Source organism: Pseudonocardia sp. GCM10023141 (assembly GCF_042653605.1).
In genome coordinates, this window is record NZ_JBHSIR010000008.1 from 113,158 (window position 1) to 131,660 (window position 18,503).

Consider the following 18,503-nt stretch of genomic DNA (forward strand, 5'->3'; position numbering starts at 1 on the left):
CTGATGGCCACCGGCCAGGTGCGTCCGGAGCTCACCGCCGACGAGGTCCGCGACCTGCTGTGGACCTACCCCAGCGCCGAGATCTACGAGCTGCTCGTGCTGGAGCGGGGCTGGACCGTGCAGCGTTACGGGCGGTTCCTCGCCGAGGCGATGGTCCGCGCGGTCGTCGCGGACCGAGCTGCTGCTCCGATCCGGTGCGGTCCGATGAGTTCCGGGCGGCCCGCCGGTCTGCACGGACATGGAGGCAGTTCAGTCCGCCGACGGCACCCCGCTCGCCGTCGATCGATCGGGCAGCGGTCCGGCACTGGTGATCGTCGTCGGCGCATTCTGCGATCGCGCGTCCTTCGCCTCGCTGGCTGCCGTACTGGCGTCGGACTTCACGGTCCACACCTACGACCGCCGGGGCCGCGGTGACAGCGGGGACGCCGCCGCGGGCGTCGTCGAGAAGGCCGTGGAACGGGAGGTCGAGGACCTCGCCGCGGTCATCGCGGCGGCAGGCGGCTCGGCGGTGGTCGTCGGGCATTCCTCGGGTGCCGCGCTCGCGCTGCAGGGTGCCGCCCGCGGACTCCCGATCACCCGGCTGGTGGCCTACGAGCCGCCGTACAGCGCCGACCCTGCGGACGCCGATCCGACGTTCGCCCCGCGGATCGCGGAGCTGCTCGCCGCGGATCGGCCGGGCGACGCGGCGGCGCTGTTCCTCGGCGGTGGCTCCGAACTGCCGCCGGAGGTGCTGGCGCAGATGCAGTCGGGCCCGGGTTGGCCGCACATGCTGCAGCTCGCCCCCACCCTGCTGTTCGACCTGGCGGTGGTCGGCGACGAGGGCGTTCCGGAACGCCTCGGCGCGATCGCCGTGCCGACGCGCTGGTGCTCGCGGGTGGCGCGGGGTGGCCCTGGATCCAGGCCACCGCAACCGTGGTGGCCGCGCGGATCCCGGGCGCGCGCCATCGGGTACTGCCCGGGCAGACCCACCAGGTCGACGACGAGGCCCTCGCCGCCGAGGTGCGCGCCTTCGCGGGGAGCTGAAGCAGCCCACGATCGGCAGGTGTGGGGCCGGGGTCGGACGTGGCAGAGTCGGAACGTGCCGGACGTGCGGTGGGCGGGAGTACCGCCCCGGATCCGTGCCGTGGTGCTCGCTGCGGCGGCGGTGTTCGCCTACGGCACGGTCGTCCACGTCGTCGACATCGTCACGCGCGGGATCGACGCCTACCCGGCCGCGCCGGTCTGGCTCGCCACCTACTTCCTGTCGCTCACCGTGTTCGACGCGGCAGCGGCGATCCTGCTGCTGCTGCGCCGCCGGTCCGGGCTGCTGCTGGGCTGCGCGGTGCTCGTCACCGGTGCGCTGGCCAACGCCTTGGCCACGTACCTGCTCGGGATCGGCGGCACTCCGGAGCGCGTGGGTCAGGCGGTGATCACGGTCCTCGCCGTTGCGCTGCTGGTGGTGGCGCCGCGGATCTGGCCGTGGCTGGAACCCGGCCCAGGACGTCGGTAGGGCTGCGCGTGGAGGGCCCGCCGTCGTGCTTCTCGCCGGATCGCCCCCGGTATGGGCCACATGCCGAAGCTCTTTGCTCCATGTGGTCGATCAGCGACGCTCGGTAACGCTGCCGGTCGCCATCTCGATCAGTCATCGACGCTCCAGCGCGAAGGACGGACGACAATGACCGCTCCCCGACACCCCGACCAGGTACCTCAGCCCGGGTACGGCTACCCGCCCCAGCCCGGGTATGCACCGCAGCCGGGATACGCATCGCAGCCCGGATACGCGGCGCAGCCCGCCTACGCGCCCCCGTCCGCTCACGCGCCCCAGCCCGGCTACGGGTACGCGCCGCCGCCTCCGCCGCGCCGGCGCCGGGTGTGGCCGTGGGTGGTGCTGGTCGTGGTGCTCGTGCCGATACTCGGGTTCGCCGCCTGCACGGCGGTGGTGGGTTCGGCGGCGAGCAAGATCTCGTCCGACACCAAGGGCGGGACGGCAGCGTTCGGCAACGCCTTCACCTACGGCGACGGCCTCGCGATCTCGGCCGCTGCGCCCACCAACTACACGCCGAAGAACTCATTCGAGCTGGCCAAGGGTGAGGCGGCGCTCGCCGTCACGTTCACGGTCACCAACGGCACGAAGGCGCCGATCAGCATGGCGCTGTTCAGTGCGAACGCCACGTTCAACAACGCTCCCGCCGACCGGGTCGTCGGCGCCGACCTCTTCCCGACCCAGGACGTCGCACCGGGGCAGTCGATCACCGTCACCCAGGCGTTCAAGGTGCCGCCCGGCGGCAAGGGCCCGTTCCAGATCGCGGTGAAGCAGGGCTTCAAGGACGCGATCTTCTTCAACGCGACGGTGGGGTAGTTCGGAGCCGCCAGCTCAGCCCCGCCCTGCAACGTCAGGAGGGACGCCCTCCTGACGTGTGGGAGGGGGCGGGCTACGGCGCCAGCCGGTGCAGGTCGCGCGGGAACAGCGTGGTGCGCCGGATGTTGTCGGCCTCCACGAGCCGTGCGGTCCAGCGCTCCAGCCCGATGGCGAAGCCGCCGTGCGGCGGCATCCCGTGCCGGAACGCCTGCAGGTAGCCGGCGTGGTCGGCCGTCGACTCGCCACGCGCGACCAGCGCCCGCTCGTAGTCGGCGTAGACGTGCAGCCGCTGCCCGCCGGTGACCAGTTCGAGTCCACGGAACAGCAGGTCGAACGAGTTGGTCCAGCGCGGGTCGGCCGGGTCCGGGTGCGTGTAGAACGGCCGCTTGGGGGCGGGATAGCCCTCCACCGCGACGAAGTCGGACCCGTGTTGCTCCAGCGCCCACCGGCCGATCCGGCGCTCGTGCTCCGGGGCGAGGTCGGGCTCGTCGGGGTCGGCGCCCACGAGCTGCAGCGCGTCGCGGAAGTGGATCACCGGGATCTCCTCGGGCACCTCGGGCAGCCGGGCGCCCGCCAGTGCCACCGCGTCCGGCGCGTCGGTGCGGATGCCCTCGACCATCCCGGCGACGGCGCTGCGCAGCGTCGCGAGGACGTCGCGATGGTCGGTGATGAAGCCGAGCTCGGCATCGAGCGAGACGTACTCGGCGAGGTGGCGCGCCGTGTCGTGCGGCTCGGCGCGGAACACCGGACCCGTCTCGTAGACGCGCTCGAAGACGCCGACCATCATCTGCTTGTAGAACTGCGGGGACTGCGCGAGGTAGGCGGGCCGTCCGAAGTAGTCCACCTCGAACACGGTGGCCCCGGACTCCGTGGATCCGCCCACGAGCTTCGGGGTCTGGATCTCGGTGAAACCGTCCGCGTCGAGCGCGCGACGGAACCCGCGCAACGATGCCGACGCCAGCCGCCAGATCGCGGCCTGCGCCGCATGCCGCCACGTGATGGCGGCGTTGTCGAGCAGCGCCGGTAGCCCCGGAGCGAGCCCGGGGCGCCACAGCTCGATGGGCGGCGTCTCGGCCTGCGCGCCGATCACGACGATCGACGGGCTGGTCAGCTCGACGCCTGCGGGTGCCTTCGCGTTGGCGACCACGGTGCCCTCGACGGACACCACCGTCTCCTCGCTGAGCGTGTCGAGCTGGGCCAGTGCAGCCTCGTCGGACGGGCCGACGACGACCTGGGCCAGCCCCGCCCGGTCCCGGATGATCAGGAACGACACGGTGGCCAGCCGCCGCCTGCGGTGGATCCAGCCGGAGATCGTGGCGCGCTGCCCGACATGGTCGGGCAGCGCCGCGGTCAGCGTTCGAGCTTGTTCTGGTGATGGTTGCAGCATCTCGGCACCTCCTCGGAATGAACCCCGGGAGGTGTGGGCGATCGGGAGCTCGCGGTGCCACCACACCTTCGCCGACCGAGCGGCCGGCCTCGTTGTGGTCCGGATGACGGTGGACCGGCCCGGGCGGCTCGGGGATCGTCACTCCCGTCAGCGCCGCCACGGCCAGGTTAGCGCGCCCGTCCAGCGAAAACCGTGGTGGCCGAGAGCATGAACAGGTCCTGGCGCTGGTGCAGGCCCAGCGGGTCGGCCGGGTCCAGCAACCGGTCGATCGTCGCGCGGTCGCTGTCGCCGAGCAGCGGGGCTGCCCGCTCGCCGATCCCGCGCCAGATCTCGAGGACCACGGCGCGGGCCGCGTCGTCCAGCGGCGCCGGGTGGTCGACGAGGAACGAGCGCGTGCCGCAGGGTGTGAGCCCGGCGCCGGCGAGCATCCCCGGCCAGTCCTCGACGGTGGCGGTCGCGTCGGGTGTGACGGCGCGCATCTCGGCGAACCAGTCCTGGGCGGCGGCCTCCAGCCGCACCTCCAGCCCGGGCGTGCCCATCCCGATGTCGCGCGGCAGCGTGCGCGCCGACAGGCCGCCCTCGGCGATCGCGAGCACCCCTCCGGGACGCAGTGCCGCCGCCATCCGGCGCAGGGCGCCTGCCTGGTCGCCCAGGTGGTGCACGACGCGGCTGGACCACAGGACGTCGGTGGGTGCGAGCGTGTCGAGCCCACCGGGCAGGTCCCGGACGCTCGTGGTGAGGCGGTCGCCGAACCCGAGCCGTCGCGCTCGCGCCGCTGCCCGTTCGAGGAGCCCGGCCGACCCGTCGACGGCCTCGAGGGTGGCGTCGCCGAACCGGGCCGCGAACACGCCGATGGCGACACCGGGGCCGCTGCCGATGTCGACGACCCGGCGCACCGGGTGCTCGCCGAGCATCCCGGCGATCCAGTCCGCCGCGCCCTCGACCTCCCCGATCCGGAGCTCGCCCTCGGTCTCGAGCCGATCGGCCTGCTCGGCCCAGTCGTAGCCCTGCTCGAAGTGGTCGTGGCCATGGCCGTGCCCGTGCCCGTGCCCGTGGCCCTGCCCGCTGTGCTCGGTGGAAGTGCTCATGTTCCGACCATGCCCGCCCTCCCGTTTCGATGGCAACATGAATTGCCGGAACGGCAAATCCAGGGCGCTCACGCCTCGAGCCGGCGGAAGGAGGGTTGCGCAGGCCCGACCCTCGCTCCGGTGCCGAGCGCGGCCTGGAGCCGGGCGGCACCGTCCGGCACGGACGGGCCGCACTCGAGTGCCAGCACGCCGACCAGCCGCTCGATCGTGAAGTCGGTGTCGGCGTCGAGCCCGACCTCGCACACGAGCCACCACCGCAGCGCGTCGACGCCGAACCGGTCCACGAGCGCGACCGGATCCACCGTCGGGCCGGAGCTCTTCGAGATCTTCGCGCCGTCGATGTCCAGGTAGGGGTGCACGAGCACGGTCGTGGGCAGCGGCAGCCCGGCCGGGGCGAGCAGCGCGGGCCAGATCACGGCGTGGAACCGGAGGATGCCCTTGCCGATCACGTGCACCCGCTCGCCGGGGTCGGCCCACCACCGTCGCAGCGCGGCGTCGGTGCCCCCGTATCCCAGCGCGGTCACGTAGTTGGCGAGCGCGTCCCACCACACGTAGACGACCTGGTCGAGATCATCGGGCACCGGAATGCCCCGGCCGCCCGCCCGGGCCGCCGGCCGCGAGACACTGATGTCGGCGACGCCACCGCGCAGGAACCCCAGCACCTCGTTGCGCCTGCTCGCGGGCTGGATCGCGATCCGCCCGGACCGGATCGCGTCCTCGACGAGCCCCGCGTAGCGCGAGAGCCGGAAGAACCAGTTCTCCTCCGCCACCGGCTCCGGCTCGATGCCGTGCTCGGCGCAGAGGCGCTCCTCCGGTTCGGTGAACCGCTCGCAGCCCGCGCAGTAGCGGCCCTCGTAGCGGTGGCGGTAGAGGTCGCCCGCGGCGGAGCTGCGTCGCCAGAGCGCCTCGACGCCCGGCCGGTGGCGGGGATCGCTGCCCGTGCGGATCACGTCGTCGCACGACAGCGACAGCGGACCGGCCAGCGCGGTGAAGCGGTCACCGCCCGCACGCACGAACTCCGCGACTCCCACGCCTGCGGCCTGCGCCGCCGTGACGTTCTTGATGGCGTTGTCATCGGTGCCGGTGAGGAACCGGACGGGCTGCCCGCGCAGCCGACGGTGCCGGGCGAGCACGTCGGCCTGCACGAGTTCGAGCGCATGGCCCAGATGGGGGGCGGCGTTGACGTAGGGGATGGCGGTGGTGACGTAGTACGTGTTCATGATCGTGTCCTTCCGCCTGCGGCGGGACCCGATCGCGTGAGCCCCGCGGATGCAGGGCTCGTGGTTGCGCTGCGCAGGCGCCACACCTACGACCCGACCAGGTCGGTCGTGCGCGCCCGGCTCTTCGGCATCGCCACCAACCTCGTCCTGCAGCACCGCGACGAGGAGATCCGGCTGCTGAAGCTCTCGGCGCGGGCGTCCGGTGCGACCAGGTTGGCCGTCGCGGGGCACGACGATGCCGTCGTGTCGGCCATCGACGCCGGATCGGTGACGAGGTACTGGGCCGGCAGGAGGGACAGCGTCATGCCTGAGGAGTCGAACACCGCGCCGGCACTCGACCGGGCGCTGCACAACCTGCACGCGGGCGGATCCATCGACGAGCGCGTGCTCTCCGCCGCGAGGGAGCGCCTGATGGCCGCGGCGGCGGCGGAGTTCGCGGATCCGGCCGAGCAGGCCGCCGTCGTGGCGCTGCCGCGCCGGTCGCACCGCAGGCGCTGGGGTCGGCGCCGCAGCGGCGGTCGTCGCGGTCGTCACCGGATTGCTACTGGCCCAGACGGTTCCGCTCCGGGGGACGAGGCGCCGGCGAGCGCCGCTGCAGAAGGGCTCTACACCGTGGCCAGCAAGATCACGACCAGCGATCCGGCGCTGCAACCCGGACAGTTCCGCTACACCGCCCGGTACACGACGCAGCTGATGGAGCGGCCCGGCCGGAGCGGGCGCACCTACACCTGGACCGTCGAATCACTCCTCGAGGTCTGGACACCGGCCGACTACCAGCAGGAATGGCTCAGTCGCCGGTCGACTGCCGGCGAGCCGCGCTGGATCGAGGGCACCGCAGCCGAGGCCGCTGCCGACGGCATCGACGTCGACCTCCGTGGGCCCGGCGGTGAGATGCGGGCCAGGTGCGGCGACTTCACCGCGACGCTGGAACGCCCCGCGCGCCGGCCCTGTGTCGGATCGAGCGGGTGGCAGGGCGTGCTCACCCCGGAGTTCCTCGCCGGGCTCCCGCGCAACGGGCAGGACCTCCACGACGTGCTCGACCGCGACATCGACCGGCGGGGCAGCGACCCCGACACCGCGATCCTCGTCTGGACGACACGCGCCGTCGGGAGCCCGCTGATGACCGCGGACCTGCGCGCCGCGCTCTACCGGGCGCTCGGGCACATCGACGGCATCGCGATCACCGATGCCCACGCGACGCTCGACGGGCAGACCGGCACCGCCTACGGCCTCACCCGTGGCAGCAACCGGATGGAGATCGTGATCGACCCGAGCACCGGCCGGTTCAGCGGCTCCCGCGAGTGGTCCAACGGCACGCTGCTCGCGTCGACGTCGTCGACGCAGGCCGTGGTCGGCGCGCAGGGGGCAGCGCCGGGTCACTGACTCGCTGGGGGGTGGGTCGGTGGGGTGGGCGGGCCGCCGCGATCGACGTCACGACGTCGCGATCGCGGCGGCCCGTCCCGCCTGACGTCCGGAGAACAGGCAGCCGCCGAGGAACGTGCCCTCCAGCGCCCGGTAGCCGTGGACCCCGCCCCCACCGAAACCGGCCACCTCACCCGCGGCGTAGAGCCCCGGGATCGGGGTGGCGTCGGCGCCCAGCACGCGGCCGGTGAGGTCGGTCTGCAGCCCGCCGAGCGTCTTGCGGGTGAGGATGTTGAGCCGCACCGCGATGAGCGGCCCGTTGGCGGGATCGAGGATCTTGTGCGGGGTGGCGGTGCGCGAGAGCTTGTCGCCGCGGTAGTTGCGCGCCCCGCGGATCGCGGTGACCTGCAGGTCCTTGGTGAACGAGTTGTCGATCTCGCGATCGCGGGCTGTGATCTGGCGGCGCAGGTCGGCCGCGTCGAGCTGCGGGTCGGGCACGATCCGGTTCATCCCGGCCACGAGCTCGTCGAGTGTGTCGGCAACGACGAAGTCCACGCCGTTGCGCTTGAACGCCTCCACCGGACCGGGTGCACCCGGACGGATCCGGCTCAGCGTCAGCTTGACGTCCTTGCCGGTGAGATCCGGGTTCTGCTCGGAGCCCGACAGCGCGAACTCCTTCTCGATGATCTTCTGCGTGAGCACGAACCAGGAGTGGTCGTAGCCCGTGGCCGTGATCGCCTCCAGCGTGGAGAGCGTGTCGAAGCCGGGGAAGTTGGGCGCCCCGAAGCGCTTGCCGGTGGCGTCGAACCACATCGAGGAGGGTCCCGGCAGGATCCGGATGCCGTGCTGGTGCCAGATGGGGTCCCAGTTGCGGATGCCCTCGGTGTAGTGCCACATCCGGTCGCGGTTGACGATGCGGCCACCCGCGTCCTCGGTGATGGCGAGCATCCGGCCGTCGACGTGCGCCGGGACACCGGTGATCATCTCCTTCGGCGCCTTGCCCAACCGGGCCGGCCAGTTCGCGCGCACCAGGTCGTGGTTGGCGCCGATCCCGCCGGACGTGACGATCACGGCGCCGGCGTGCAGCTCGAACTCGCCGGTCTCGACGCGCGAGCTCGCCGTGCCCCGGGCCGCGGAGCTCGGCTCGAGCACCGCGCCCCGGACACCGTCGACGATGCCGTCGGTGACGGTCAGACCGTCCACCCGGTGCCGGAAGCGGAACTCGACCAGCCCCTTCGCGACGGCCGCACGCACGCGCCGCTCGAACGGCTCGACGAGCGCGGGGCCGGTACCCCAGGTGACGTGGAAGCGGGGCACCGAGTTGCCGTGCCCGTCGGCGAGCCCGCCGCCGCGCTCGGCCCAGCCGACGATGGGGAACCAGCGCACGCCCATCGCGTGCAGCCACGGCCGCTTCTCGCCCGCGGCGAAGTCGAGGTAGGCGGTGACCCACTGGCGGGCCCAGTAGTCCTCGCCCTTCGGGTCGTCGACGCCGCGGTCGAACTTGGCGCTGCCCAGCCAGTCCTGCATCGCGAGATCGGGGGAGTCGCGGATGCCCATCCGGCGCTGCTCGGGGGAGTCGACGAGGAACAGCCCGCCGAACGACCAGAACGCCTGGCCGCCGAGGTTGGCCTCGGGCTCCTGGTCGAGCAGCAGCACCCGCTTGCCGGCATCGGCCAGCTCGGCGGTGGCCACCAGCCCGGCGAGCCCGCCACCCACGACGATCACATCGGCGTCCATGACGCACACCCTGCCGCATATCGGGTCCGGAAATCGCTCAGGCCACCCGCTCGATCCGCCGCAACGCGATCTGGACCGTGGCGTAGCCCACCCGCGCCGCCTGCTCGACCCTGGCGACATCGACGGTCAGCCCCCGCACCCCCATGCTCCGGCCCGGGGCCAGCGCCAGCACGTACGCGCCGTCCTCGGCGCGGGTGCGGGCGCGCTCCAGGACCGCGAGCACCGGCCCCAACCGCCGCCCCTCCTGCGCGATGAGGCCGAGACCGGGCGCGAGCCGGTTCATCGCACCGGCCCAGCGGGCCGGGGGTGCATCGGGGTCGGCCTTGCTCAGCTCCCCGACCGTGCGGTTGAGCAGTGCGAGGACGTGGGTGGCGCCGTCGCTCACCGCCCGCGGGACCGGCAGCGGCTCCGAGACCGACCCGTCGATCCACAGCCGCCCGTGCAGCTCAACGGGCCGCCCGGCCAGCAGCGGGATCGACGCCGTGGCGCGGAAGGCGCGCTTCCACTCGTCGACGGTCTCGGGCTCCAGCACGTGCGGGGTCAGGTCGTCGGCGGCGGTGGCGACCACCCGCAACCGCACCGGCGAGTCCCGCAGGCGCTCCCACGGCATGGGCTTGGAGCTGGCCATCACGTCGTCGATCAGGTAGTCGAGCGACACCATCGGCTGGCGCGTGCCGAGCCGGCGCGGGTCGATGAACGCCCGGCTGGCCATGTCCTCGAAGAAGATGTGCGACGACCCGCGGCCCTCACCCACCACCAGCGCGCCCCCGACGAACGCGCCCGCCGAGCTGCCGTAGACGACGTCGAACCAGCTGCTGAGCCCGGCGTCCTCCAGCGCGTGCGCCATCCCGCCCGCGTACGCACCGCGCATGCCACCACCGCTGACCACGAGCGCGATGCGGTTGCCGTCGTCGCGGTGACCGGCTTCGCGGCGATGGACGAGCGCGCGCAACACCTCGTCGTCGCCCGGGAGCTGTACGGGGACCACCGGCACTGTCATCGGTCCATCATCACCCTTCGCACCGCGGGCCCAGCGCGAGCTCGGCCACCGTCGACCAGGAGTCAGCCGCTCGGCGCCCCGTGATCACCCGGACGGAGTGGATCTCCGCCCGCAGCGGCAGTCCGGCCGCCACCTGGGCTGCGGCCGCCTCCAGCCGCGGCAGCGGCTCGTCCATGCCGATCGTCAGGTGCGGCACCGGCTCGTCGCCGTACCGGCCCTCGTAGGCGGCGAGCCCGAACCGGTCCTGCACGGCCCTCGTCAGCGCGATGAACGGCTCCTCGGGCCGCGGTGCCAGCCAGACGACGGTCTCGCCGACCCAGGCGATCTCGGCGAACGTCGCGGTGAAGGCCGGCACGCCCGCCACCACCGCACCCAGCGCGGCCAGCACCTCGGCGTCGAGGTCGGCGGGCGGTACGAACGGCACCAGCACGCTGACGTGGGCGGGCACGCCCCAACCGGCGGCCGGGTCGAGCTCGGCGCGCAGCGGTCCCACCAGCGGGTCGGCCTCGGGGATCGCCACGACGACGGCGCTGAAATCTGGCCTCGTCTCCATGGGGGTCAGTCGATCAGCACGCCGGGATTGAGGATGCCCTGGGGGTCCAGCGCCGCCTTCGTCGCGCGCAGGGCCACGGCGAAGACCTCGGGACGCTGCCGGTCATAGCCGGGCCGGTGGTCGCGACCCACCGCGTGGTGGTGCGTGACGGTGGCCCGGTGGCGGGTGAGCACCGCCATCGCGGCGGCCTTGATCTCGTCCCACTGGGCGAGCTGCGCACCGATCCGGCCCGCGGCGGCCACCGTGAAGTACGGCGCGAGCCCGTCGGGGTAGACGTGGGTGATGCGGCAGTTGACGATGCCGGGAGTCCCGCAGACCTCGGCCACCGCCGCGCCGACCTCCGTCCGCACCGCGTCGATCAGTGCCGGGGCGATGTCCCAGGTGCAGGCCGTCTCGAACGTCTCGATGACGGCGCCGCAGCGCGCGAGCGCGTCACGCAGGTAGGGCGCCTGCAGGAACGCCGATCGCCACGCCCCGACCGCACCCCCGCCGGAGCGGGCGCCCTGCGGCGAGCCGCCGTGACCGCGGGCGATTTCGACGGCCGCGGCGAGCTCCGCATCGACGGGCGCGGCTGCGGATTCGGCGCCCAGCACCAGCACCGCGTGCGTCCCGTCGCCCGCGCCGCTGAACCGGGCCTCGCCGCCGTCGAGCAGGCGGCAGTTCGCCAGCAGCGGGCCGGACTGCGCGATCTCCCGCACCGCGGCCAACGCGTCGTCGAACGAGGAGAACAGCACCGCGTCCGACGCCCGGTGCTCCGGCCGGTCCTGCACGCGCAGCCAGGCCTCGGTGATCACCCCGAGCGTGCCCTCCGAACCGAGGAACAGCCGGTCCGGCGACGGGCCCGCACCCGATCCCGGCAGCCGCCACGACTCCGCGATGCCGACCGGTGTCACCATCCGCATCGACTCGACGGCATCGTCGATGTGGGTGCGACCCATCGCGTAGTGGCCGCCGGACCGGGTGGCGAGCCAGCCGCCGACCGTCGAGAACTCGAAGCTCTGCGGGAAGTGGCGCAGCGTCAGCCCGTGCGGCCGCAGCTGGTCCTCCAGCACCGGACCCAGCGCGCCGCCCTGCACCCGCACGGCCCGGCTGGTGGCGTCGATCTCGCGCACGCGGTCCAGCGCCGTCAGGTCGAGCGAGACGACCCCGGCGTGGTCGCCTCCGCGGTACTCGGTGCCGCCGACCACCGAGCTGCCGCCGCCGTAGGGCAGCACGGCGATCCCCGCCGCGCCTGCCCAGTCCAGGATCGCGACGACGTCGGCCTCGGTGTCCGGGAACGCCACGAGATCCGGTGCCGCGGCCACCTCGCCCGCCAGCGCCCGGACGACGTCGCGGAAGGACTTGCCGTAGGTGTGTCCGGCGCGGTCGTACGGGTCGGTGGAGAACCGGCAGGCCAGTGCCGCGGGCGGCTCGATCCGCGGCGCCCGCAGCGGCAGCGTCGCCACGTCCGGCACCGGCACCGGGGTGGTGGCGCAGCCGGGCAGTGCGGCGGCCAGCTGCCCGCAGGTGGTGTCGGGCACGGCCTTCGCGGCGTCGCCCCAGCCCCACCACGATCTCGAGCGGTCGCTCATGGTCACCTCCGGTCGCCCCGTGATTCTGGCGGCACTCCCGGTGTGACCCAACTCGCGGGTAGGGTCGGCCGGGTGGCACAGCTGAAGATCGACACCGAGCCTGCGGAGGTCGGCGTCGACGCCGACCGGTTGGCCCGGATCGACACCCATTTCCGCAGGTACGTCGACAACGGCAGGCTCGCGGGTACGACGGTCGTCGTCGCCCGCCGGGGCCGCGTCATCCACCTGACCCACTACGGGCAGGCCGATCTCGAGTCCGGCCGGGCCGTCGCCGACGACACGCTGTGGCGCATCTACTCGATGACCAAGCCGGTCACCTCGGTGGCCGCGTTGATGCTGCTGGAACGGGGTGCGCTCGAGCTCACCGATCCTGTCTCGCGCTACATCCCGGCGTTCGCCGACCTGCGCGTCTACACCTCGGGCTCGGCGGCCAACCCGGGCACGGTGCCCGCCACCGAACCGGTGCGCGTCTGGCACCTGCTCACCCACACCGCGGGCCTGACCTACGGCTTCCACCACGCCCACGCCGTCGACGAGATCTACCGGGCGAAGGGCTTCGAGTTCGGCGTGCCGCGCGGCATGGACCTGGCCGGCGCGTGCGACGGCTGGGCGAGCATCCCGCTGCTGTTCCAGCCGGGCTCGGAGTGGAACTACTCCGTGGCTTCCGACGTGCTCGGCCGCGTCGTCGAGGTGGCGTCGGGGCAGTCGCTCGACGACTTCTTCGCCGAGCACATCCTGGGCCCGCTCGACATGACCGACACCGGCTTCGGGGCCCGACCCGACCAGCTCGACCGCCTGGCGACGCTCTACGTCCCGAACCCGGCGGGCGGGCTGCTGCGCAACAGGTCGCTCGGCGACGACGCCACCAAACCGGCCACCTTCCTGTCCGGCGGTGGTGGCCTCGTGTCCACCGCGGCCGACTACCACCGCTTCACGCAGATGCTCGTGCGCGGTGGCGCGCTCGATGGCGCGCGCCTGCTGTCGCCGCACACCGTCGCGTACATGACACGCAACCACCTGCCCGGCAACGCGGACCTCGACACCTTCGGCAGGCCGCTGTTCGCCGAGTCCCCGTTCCGGGGAGTCGGCTTCGGTCTCGGCGTGTCGGTGGTCACGGATGCCGCAGCAGGCAAGACACTGACCCACGACGGCGAGTACGCGTGGGGTGGTCTCGCGAGCACCGCCTTCTACGTCGACCCGGCCGAGGAGATCACGGCGATGTTCTTCACCCAGCTCATGCCTTCGAGCACCTACCCGATCCGGTCCCAGCTGCGCACGCTGGTCAACCAGGCGCTGGTGGACTGATGCCGAGCGCAGTCGCTTTCATCGTCCGCATCGCGGTCGTCGCGGTCAGCCTGTGGGTGGCCACACTGATCGTGCCCGGGATCGACAACACCGCCGGTACGACGGGTGCCCGCATCGGCACGCTCATCGTCGTCGCGCTCATCTTCGGCCTGATCAACGCGGTGCTCAAGCCGCTGATCAAGACGATCGGTTGCGCGTTCTACGTGCTGACGCTCGGCCTGGTCGGGCTGGTCGTCAACGCGCTGCTGTTCATGCTCGTCGGCTGGCTCGCAGGCGGGATCGGCCTGCCGTTCGCGGTGAACGGGTTCTGGGCGGCCTTCCTCGGTGCCATCGTGGTGTCGGTGGTCAGCTTCCTGCTGCACGTCCTCATCCCGGACAGCATCGACGAGCGGTAGGCGCAGACGCCTCGCCCCCGGATTGCAGGAAAGCCACTTTCCCGCAACGACGTTGCAGGAAAGCCACTTTCCCGCAACGGGGCCGGAAGCGTCAGACCGGCCACTGCTCCTGCCGGTAGCCGGCGTCCCAGAACATCCACTCGTACTTCGACGTGGTGCGGTAGTGGCGCTCCATCAGCGCCCGCTCGGCCTCCGATGCGCGGGCGCCGATCGCGTCGGTCACGTCCAGCACCGCGTCGACGACGGCCTGGTACTCCGCACCGCCGTACAGGGCGATCCAGCGGGCGTAGAGCGGGTCCGGGGAGCTGCGCGCCACGAGCTCCTCGCCGACCCTGGCGTAGATCCAGTAGCACGGCAGCACCGCGGAGACGGCCTCGGCGAACGAGCCGCCGTGCGCCGCGGCGAGCATGTAGCTGACGTAGGCCAGCGTCGTCGGGGCCACCGGCTCGCGCTCGGCATCGGCATGTGTCATGCCGAGCTCGCCCAGCAACGCGGCGTGCATGTCGCGCTCGGCGTTGATCGCCCCCGCGGCGTGCTCGGCGAACATCACGGTGGCGTCGGCGTCGGGTGCCTTCGCCGCGCAGACGGCCAGCGCCCTGGCGTATCCGCGCAGGTAGTGCGCGTCCTGCACGATGTAGTGGCGGAACGACTCCCGCGGCAGCGTGCCGTCGGCGAGGCCGGCCAGGAACGGGTGCTCGAGGATCGCGGCGTACACGTCCTCGGCGCCGGCCCAGAGCACGTCGCGGGTACGGGGATCAGTGATGACCATGACCGCACGCTATCCGGACCGCACTGTGCGCAGAGTGTGAGATTTTCGTCACTCTTCGGGTACGATAGGGGTGGGTGCCCTGGTGGAAGGTTCACGATGGATGCCCCCCGGGTGGCGACTCAGCGCTGAGAGCGCGCCGAACGCAGCACACCGTGTGGAGGTGGGTCGAATGACTCCTGCACCGATGGATCACCACGAGAAGATGCGGCTACGCGCCGCCGCTTTCCGGGTGACCAGGCTCTATCCCGGTCCTGTCGGTGAGGTGCTCTCCCGGGAGCTGCTCACCTGGGAGGAGTTCGGGTACCGGCTGGGTGGCGGCAAGCTCGTCATGCGGCTGGTCGACCACGTTCTCAAGGCGCCACTGGGGCAGGCCGAAGCGGCCTGAGGAGACCCACAGACCTCAGCTGTGGCCGCCGATGGTGGCCACGACCGTAGGCGGCTCGTTCGCCGACACACCGTCGAGCAGCCCGCCCGCCGCACCCGCCAGGATCAACAGCGCAGCCAGCGTCACGATCCTGCCGAGCACGGCCACCACGTCGAGCGCGCGGCCCGCTCCCGAGCGGCGTGCGCGCGCCTCGGGCTGGGGCGCGTGGACGATCCGCAGCGGCACGGTGAGCGGTTCGGCGGCCGAGCTGACGACGGTGGGAGCGAAGCACGACACGGACATGGCGGTCCACCGATCTCGGAGACGGTTGGCGGCTCTGGGCGTCCGGTTCCGGTGCGCGCGTGCCGGTGTCCGTACGCCCGGGTTATCGCCGCCCGGCCGCTCTCCGTTAGCGCGTGATCAAGACTCCGTGGCCGCCGCCGCTCCCACCGTGGTCAGCCGCTCGCGCAGCTCCCGCTTGAGCACCTTCCCCGCCGCCGAGACCGGAATGGCGTCGACGAGATGCAGCTCGCGCAGCCGCTTGTAGGGCGTGACCAGCTCGTTGACGGTGGCGAGCAGCGCATCGCCGTCGGCGGCCACGAGCCCGGGCGCCACCACGAACGCCACCGGCAGCTCGCCGACCACGGGATCAGGACGTCCCACCACCGCCGCTCCCACGACACCGGGCTGCGCGTGCAGCAGCTCCTCCAGCTCCCGCGGGTACACGTTGTAGCCCTTGTAGAGCAGCATGTCCTTCTTGCGGTCGACGATCGACAGGTAGCCGTCGCCGTCGATCACACCGACGTCGCCGGTGCGCAGCCAGCCGTCGACGAGCACCGCTGCGGTCTCCTCCGGCCGGTCCTTGTAGCCGAGCATCACCTGCGGGCCGCGGATGCAGACCTCGCCTGCCTCCCCGGTGGGCAGCGGTGTCAGGTCGGTGCCCTCCGGAGCCACCACCTTGATCTCCGTGTCGTAGACGGGCACCCCGACGCTGCCGACCTTGCGCACCCCGGACCGGCCCGACGGCCCGGTGGTGGCGCCCATCGTGACCTCGGTGAGGCCGTAGCCCTCGGCGATCACGACATCGTCGCCGAGCCTGCGCTGCAGCGCCTGGATCATCTCGACCGGCAGCGGGGCCGCGCCCGAGGAGAGCCCGCGCACCGTGGACAGATCGCGCGTGGCGAACTCCGGGTGCTGCAGCAGCGCGCCGAACAGTGGCGGCGCCCCGCCCATGCTCGTGATGCCGAACTTCTCGGCATCGGCGAGGTAGGCGCCGGGATCGAAGCGCTCGTGCAGCACCACGGTGGTGCCGGTGAGCATCGGGATGTTCAGCGCCCCGATGGTGCCCATCGCGTGGAACCACGGCGTCAGGTTGATGGCGACACCCGTGCCCAGCCGTGTCGGGTACTCCTCGGCGCTGCCCACCTGGTCGATCACGACGCCACCCGCACCGTCGACGGCAGGCACCGCGCCCGAGCCCCAGCACGCGTACTGCAGCGCGTTGACCACCACGTTGCGGTGCGGCAGGCGCACGCCCTTGCTGCGGCCGGTGGTGCCGCCGGTGTAGGCGAGATGCGCCAGGTCGGTGTGGATGTCGATCGCGACGGCCGGTTCGGTGGTGGGCGCATCGCTGTGGAAGGCCTCGAAGTCCTGCGCACCGGCCACCGCGTCGAGCGCCACCCGGTGGCCGGGATCGATGGCCTGCTCGCGGTCGGTGATCAGCACCAGCCGGATGGCCGTGTGCTGCTGGACGGCGGCCAGCGCGGGCGCCGCGGGCCCCCAGGTGACGGCGGCGACGGCCGCGCAGTCGGCCAGCTGGGCCGCCAGGTCGGCGGGCGGGAGCAGCGGGTTGGTGGGGGAGAACGTGGCCCCGGCCAGCAGGATGCCGTAGTAGGCGATGGCGTACTGCGGGCAGTTGGGCAGGTGGATCGCGACGACGTCGCCACGCCCGACACCGGCTGCCCCCAGCGCGTTGGCGAACGCGCAGGCGCGCGCGTGGAGGGTGACGAACGACAGCTCACGTCCCACGTAGTGCAACGCGGTGCGCTCTCCGAATCGACGAGCGGCACCGGCGAGCACGGCTCCGACGGGGAGCTCCGGGTAGCTGAGCGTGCCGGTCACCGGGCCCCGCCCGGGGTGAAGGCGACCGGCAGGTGCTTGACGCCGTTGATGAACATCGACCGCAGCCGCTGCGGTGGTGCCGTGGCGTGGATGTCGGGCACCCGCGTGAGCAGCTCCCGGAACATCACCGACATCTCGCGGCGGGCGAGATGGGCGCCGAGGCAGAAGTGCGGGCCCGGGCCCCCGAACCCGACGTGCGGGTTGGGCGAGCGACGCACGTCGAACGCGTCGGGGTCGGTGAAGTGCTTCGGGTCGCGGTTGGCGGCCCAGTAGAACATCGCGACCTTGTCGCCCGCCGACAGCGGACGCTCGCCGAGCACCGCATCCACGGCGAGGGTGCGCCGCATGAAGATCACCGGTGACGCCCAGCGGACGATCTCCTCCACCGCGGTGGGGGTGACACCGTCGATGTCGGCGAGCCAGATCGCGCGCTGCTCGGGGTTCTCGGTGAGCAGGTGCAGGCCCCAGCTGATGGCGTTGCGCGTGGTCTCGTTGCCCGCCACCACCAGCAGGATGAAGAAGCTCGCCAGCTCCTCCGGGGTGAGCCGCTCACCGTCGATCTCGGCGTTGACCAGTGCGGAGGTGACGTCGTTGGTGGGGTTCTCGGCACGCAGCCTGCCGAGGTCCTTCATCAGGTCCGACAGGCCCTGCCCGGCCTCCAGTAGCGCGGCGAGGATGTTGCCGGCGTCGGGCACGTACTCGGGGTCGGACGCGCCGAGGATCACGTTGGACTTGTCGAAGACGAAGTCGTACTGGCTCTCCGGCACGCCCATCATGTCGCACACGATCTTGAGCGGCAGCCGGGCGGAGATCGCGGTGACCGCGTCGCACTCGCCCGCGTCGATGACGTCATCGACGATCGTCGCGGCCGTGCTCGACACGTCGTCCATCAGGTCACCGAGGCGCTTCGGGGTGAACCCGCGCGAGACGATGCGCCGCAGCCGGGCGTGGCGCGGGTCGTCCATCTCGATCATCGAGCCGAAGAACTCACGGAACTCCGGCGGCATGTCCGCGACCGACGTGGAGCCCTGCCCGGAGACGAACACCTGGGGGGTGCGGCTCGCCTCGGTCAGGTCGTCGAGGCGGGTCAGCGCGTAGTAGCCGGGTCCGGGCGGCAGGTAGGTGAGCTCGGGCTCGGCGTAGAACGGCACCGGCTCACGCTCCCGGAGCGCGGCGAACCCGGCCGCGCGATCGACGATGGGTGCGGTCCAGAACGTGTCGATGTCCGACAGGTTCGGTCGCCCGGTCCACGTGCCGCCATGGGTCGTGTCCGTCGAAGTCATGCCGATTCCC

The 18,503-nt window shown here is 72.4% G+C and carries 17 protein-coding genes; 6 read left to right on the forward strand and 11 right to left on the reverse strand.

Annotated features, from left to right (window positions below; genetic code table 11):
• Positions 1-238 precede the first annotated feature (238 nt).
• Both ACFPFQ_RS04035 and ACFPFQ_RS04040 read left to right on the forward strand, forming a co-directional pair.
• Positions 239-1,489 carry an alpha/beta hydrolase gene (locus ACFPFQ_RS04035; protein WP_379614864.1) on the forward strand — a complete coding sequence of 417 codons (1,251 nt, stop codon included), beginning with the start codon at positions 239-241 and terminating at the stop codon, positions 1,487-1,489.
• 165 nt (positions 1,490-1,654) lie between these two features.
• Positions 1,655-2,338, forward strand: a complete 684-nt coding sequence (locus ACFPFQ_RS04040; RefSeq protein WP_379614866.1) for a hypothetical protein — start codon at positions 1,655-1,657, stop codon at positions 2,336-2,338.
• A gap of 73 nt (positions 2,339-2,411) precedes the next feature.
• Here the strand turns inward: ACFPFQ_RS04040 and aspS are convergent, their stop codons facing one another.
• From aspS to ACFPFQ_RS04055, 3 genes are all read right to left on the reverse strand, one after another.
• The gene (gene aspS / locus ACFPFQ_RS04045; RefSeq protein WP_379614868.1) at positions 2,412-3,725 is read right to left on the reverse strand and encodes an aspartate--tRNA(Asn) ligase; all 1,314 of its coding nucleotides are present in this window, start codon (positions 3,723-3,725) and stop codon (positions 2,412-2,414) included.
• A gap of 167 nt (positions 3,726-3,892) precedes the next feature.
• Entirely contained in the window at positions 3,893-4,813 is a 921-nt protein-coding gene (locus tag ACFPFQ_RS04050; RefSeq protein ID WP_379614870.1) for a class I SAM-dependent methyltransferase, read from the reverse strand.
• Between the two features lie 68 nt (positions 4,814-4,881).
• Positions 4,882-6,033, reverse strand: coding sequence for a methionine--tRNA ligase (locus tag ACFPFQ_RS04055; protein WP_379614872.1), 1,152 nt, complete (start codon positions 6,031-6,033; stop codon positions 4,882-4,884).
• A gap of 36 nt (positions 6,034-6,069) precedes the next feature.
• On the opposite strand from ACFPFQ_RS04055, the gene ACFPFQ_RS04060 reads away from it, so the two are divergent.
• On the forward strand, positions 6,070-7,416 hold the full coding sequence (locus ACFPFQ_RS04060; RefSeq protein ID WP_379614874.1) for a hypothetical protein: 1,347 nt from the start codon (positions 6,070-6,072) through the stop codon (positions 7,414-7,416).
• A 48-nt stretch (positions 7,417-7,464) separates the two neighbouring features.
• Here ACFPFQ_RS04060 and ACFPFQ_RS04065 read toward each other — a convergent pair whose 3' ends face one another.
• The 4 genes from ACFPFQ_RS04065 to ACFPFQ_RS04080 are packed head-to-tail and all read right to left on the reverse strand — an operon-like array spanning position 7,465 to position 12,256.
• The gene (locus ACFPFQ_RS04065; protein ID WP_379614876.1) at positions 7,465-9,132 is read right to left on the reverse strand and encodes an FAD-binding dehydrogenase; all 1,668 of its coding nucleotides are present in this window, start codon (positions 9,130-9,132) and stop codon (positions 7,465-7,467) included.
• A 37-nt stretch (positions 9,133-9,169) separates the two neighbouring features.
• Positions 9,170-10,132, reverse strand: a complete 963-nt coding sequence (locus ACFPFQ_RS04070) for a patatin-like phospholipase family protein (protein ID WP_379614878.1) — start codon at positions 10,130-10,132, stop codon at positions 9,170-9,172.
• A 10-nt stretch (positions 10,133-10,142) separates the two neighbouring features.
• On the reverse strand, positions 10,143-10,685 hold the full coding sequence (locus ACFPFQ_RS04075) for a 2'-5' RNA ligase family protein (protein WP_379614880.1): 543 nt from the start codon (positions 10,683-10,685) through the stop codon (positions 10,143-10,145).
• A 5-nt stretch (positions 10,686-10,690) separates the two neighbouring features.
• Positions 10,691-12,256 carry an FAD-binding oxidoreductase gene (locus ACFPFQ_RS04080; protein ID WP_379614882.1) on the reverse strand — a complete coding sequence of 522 codons (1,566 nt, stop codon included), beginning with the start codon at positions 12,254-12,256 and terminating at the stop codon, positions 10,691-10,693.
• A gap of 72 nt (positions 12,257-12,328) precedes the next feature.
• Between ACFPFQ_RS04080 and ACFPFQ_RS04085 the strand changes: the two genes are divergently transcribed.
• Both ACFPFQ_RS04085 and ACFPFQ_RS04090 read left to right on the forward strand, forming a co-directional pair.
• A complete protein-coding gene (locus ACFPFQ_RS04085; protein ID WP_379614884.1) occupies positions 12,329-13,561 on the forward strand; it encodes a serine hydrolase domain-containing protein in 1,233 nt (410 codons plus the stop codon).
• Positions 13,561-13,956, forward strand: coding sequence for a phage holin family protein (locus ACFPFQ_RS04090; RefSeq protein ID WP_379614886.1), 396 nt, complete (start codon positions 13,561-13,563; stop codon positions 13,954-13,956). The genes ACFPFQ_RS04085 and ACFPFQ_RS04090 overlap by 1 nt, the downstream gene beginning before the upstream one ends.
• Before the next feature lie 91 nt (positions 13,957-14,047).
• On the opposite strand, the gene tenA is transcribed toward ACFPFQ_RS04090, so the two are convergent.
• Positions 14,048-14,725: a thiaminase II gene (gene tenA / locus ACFPFQ_RS04095; RefSeq protein ID WP_379614888.1), complete on the reverse strand. Its 678-nt coding sequence runs from the start codon at positions 14,723-14,725 to the stop codon at positions 14,048-14,050.
• 169 nt (positions 14,726-14,894) lie between these two features.
• On the opposite strand from tenA, the gene ACFPFQ_RS04100 reads away from it, so the two are divergent.
• Positions 14,895-15,110, forward strand: a complete 216-nt coding sequence (locus ACFPFQ_RS04100) for a hypothetical protein (protein WP_379614890.1) — start codon at positions 14,895-14,897, stop codon at positions 15,108-15,110.
• Positions 15,111-15,125: 15 nt separating this feature from the next.
• Here ACFPFQ_RS04100 and ACFPFQ_RS04105 read toward each other — a convergent pair whose 3' ends face one another.
• The 3 genes from ACFPFQ_RS04105 to ACFPFQ_RS04115 form a co-directional block, all read right to left on the reverse strand.
• Positions 15,126-15,392, reverse strand: coding sequence for a hypothetical protein (locus ACFPFQ_RS04105; protein WP_379614892.1), 267 nt, complete (start codon positions 15,390-15,392; stop codon positions 15,126-15,128).
• A gap of 117 nt (positions 15,393-15,509) precedes the next feature.
• Positions 15,510-17,210 (reverse strand): class I adenylate-forming enzyme family protein, encoded by a 1,701-nt coding sequence (locus ACFPFQ_RS04110; RefSeq protein ID WP_379614893.1) that lies wholly within the window; start codon positions 17,208-17,210, stop codon positions 15,510-15,512.
• Positions 17,207-18,493, reverse strand: a complete 1,287-nt coding sequence (locus ACFPFQ_RS04115; RefSeq protein ID WP_379614895.1) for a cytochrome P450 — start codon at positions 18,491-18,493, stop codon at positions 17,207-17,209. The genes ACFPFQ_RS04110 and ACFPFQ_RS04115 overlap by 4 nt, the downstream gene beginning before the upstream one ends.
• Positions 18,494-18,503 lie beyond the last annotated feature (10 nt).